The sequence below is a fragment of the Dehalococcoidales bacterium genome (assembly GCA_028716225.1).
In the GTDB taxonomy this organism is placed as follows: Bacteria; Chloroflexota; Dehalococcoidia; order Dehalococcoidales; family UBA5760; genus UBA5760.
The window spans coordinates 1-2,777 of record JAQUQE010000141.1; the positions used below are offsets into that span (position 1 = coordinate 1).

At 51.4% G+C, this 2,777-nt stretch carries 1 protein-coding gene; it reads left to right on the forward strand.

Annotated features, from left to right (window positions below):
- The coding region (locus PHI12_14930; protein ID MDD5512077.1) for a hypothetical protein at nt 1–2,777 on the forward strand (2,777 nt) is incomplete at both ends.

Below are 2,777 nucleotides of genomic sequence, written 5' to 3' on the forward strand. Positions count from 1 at the left end.
TGGGACACTCCGCCCTTCACTCCAACCCCGCCGGCAGCGGCAACACCGCCCTGGGAGATTACGCCCTCTACGCCAACGCCACTGGCAACAACAACACCGCCCTGGGAGTCTCCGCCCTCCGTTCCAACACCACTGGCTACCAAAATACCGCCCTGGGAGTCTCCGCCCTCCGTTCCAACACCACTGGCAACTACAACATCGCTCTGGGAGACTCCGCCCTTTACGACAACACCGAGGGCTACAGCAACTCAGCCCTGGGAAACGTCGCCCTCCGTTCCAACACCACTGGCTACCAAAATACCGCCCTGGGATACTTCGCCCTCTACGCCAACACCATTGGCAATAACAACACCGCCCTGGGAACCTACGCCCTCTTCTCCAATACCACTGGCAACTACAACATCGCTCTGGGAATGAATGCCGGAAGGTATTTAGCCAATGGGTCTACAGCCAACTCAACACCAAGTAATTCTGTCTTTCTGGGCTATGACACTAGAGCCAATGCCGCCGGAGGAACCAATGAAATTGTTATTGGAGCTTCAGCAATCGGAGCGGGAAGTAATAGCGTCGTCTTGGGAAATGATTCAATTACCAAGACATTGTTAAAAGGCAATGTGGGGATTGGGACAACAACTCCGGGGGCAAAACTGGACATTAACGGCAATTTAAAAATCGCCACCCTGACAACCGGCGCCACCAATACAGTTTTAACCCACAGCGGCAATATTGTCCAACAAAGAACCATTGACTCCCGGGTTTGGGGATCAACGTTGGTTGATTATTCCGGCACCTCGGCCAACTACATTCCCAAAATGCTTGACGCCGACACGATTACCAATTCCCTAATTTACGAAGCCGCCAACGGCCGCATCGGCATTAGCACCACCAGCCCGGGTTCAAAATTAACCGTTGCCGGCGGCGCTTCCTATTTTGGCGCCCTGCCTGCCCCCACCGGAGTAACCGCCAACCCCGCTTCAGGAGGCGGCCTGGTAGCAGGCACCTACTATTATGTGGTTAACGCCTTTGACGCTAACGGCCTTTCCTCAAACAAATCAAGCCAGGTTTCCTGCACGGTTGACGGCTCCACCACCACCGCCTGCCAAATTTCCTGGGTGGCCGTTCCCGGCGCCGCCAACTACCGCGTTTTTGGAAGAAGCAGTAACAGCCAAGACCAATACTGGCAAACCACTTCTCCCTACTACACCGACACCGGCGCCGCCGGCACCAGCGGCACTCCGCCGGGCCCAATTTCCGCTTTCTTTACCGGCAATATAAAAGCGGAACGCTTTGCGGATTCGGCTAACGACACCTATTACCTTGATCCGGCCTATGCCACTCTTTCCCTCACCACCGCCGGAGCGGCCGGTATTGGCTACTCGGCCGGCCAGATGAGCGGCGCCACCGCCAAGCTGGCCGTTGACGGCAACGTCGGCATCGGGACAACAATGCCGGGGCAGAAATTAGAAGTTTACGGTGGCCATATCCTAGTAAACGGAGCTGGCTTAACCGATCCTATAATACAGTTCAGGGATGGAACAGCGGTGCAGTGGTCCTTAGGAATGGATGATCAAAGCCTAGGTAGCGGCAATCCTTTTATATTTTCTAACGGAGATGGCTTAGGTTCTCCCATTATGACCCTTAAAAGCGGCAATGTCGGCATCGGGACGACGGGGCCCCTTGGGGGTTTACATGTCAGTGGTGCTGGCGGGGCAAGTTCATGGTATTACTTTGGAGGTAACGCGGGCAATGGCTATGCATACACACCGTCGGCTTCATTTACTACTGGAATCGCAATGGCTTGGAATCCTTCTACAGGTCAGGGTGAAAACGTAATTGCTTACGGGATTGGGGGAGGGGCAAATCCGAGGTTAGATTTTGATTCCTGGGATGGAACAACTTTAACTAATGTAATGACCTTAAAAAACGGCAACGTCGGCATCGGGACGACAAATCCGGGAGCAGTATTACATACCTACCGTTCATCTCCCGGAGCAACACATTTAATATATGCACAAAGAGCTGGAGATAATCCAGCGGGAAGCGACTTTTACCACTGGTATTCTTCATACGGCCCAGTGGAGGGCGGAATTAGAGGAAATGGAGCATATGAATGGAATACAAATATTTGGTCAACTCAAGATTTAAATCTTGGAGCAGGTGGAGCCGGCAATCTACATCTCACTATTGATAAAGATTCCGGCAACGTCGGCATCGGGACGACGGGGCCGGGGGCGAAGCTGGATGTTTCTGGAACTTTCAGAGCTACGGCTACAAGTGGGCATAGATTGGGAAATAGCACGGATACTACAAGAGCATTATCTATCCTTAACAGTAATCTTGGTGCTAGCTCAAGTTACTTTCTCACGCTTGGGAAAGCAGCTTCCAATTATAATCAAGCAGAAATTAGCTACTACCATGCAGGCGATGGGAGCTCAAGTAATCAACTAAATCTCGGCCTTTATGGTTACCCAAACTTAGTGACAATTTCTGGCAGTGGCAATGTCGGCATCGGGACGACGAGTCCGGGGCAAAAATTGGATGTTAATGGTAACGGGAGGATAAACGCAACGCTTTATTTAGGAACCAATAGCAATAATTATTTATCAACTGATAACGGCTCAATATATTTAGCAACAGTTAATAATTCGTACTTTTATAACAGTGGCGCTTATAGAATGGTTTTAAATCCTAACGGTCTAACCATCAATAATGGCTCAACTGGAGCTTCTTCGGGAGTAGGCTTAGCGGTTGCTTCCGGCAACGTCGGCATCGGGACG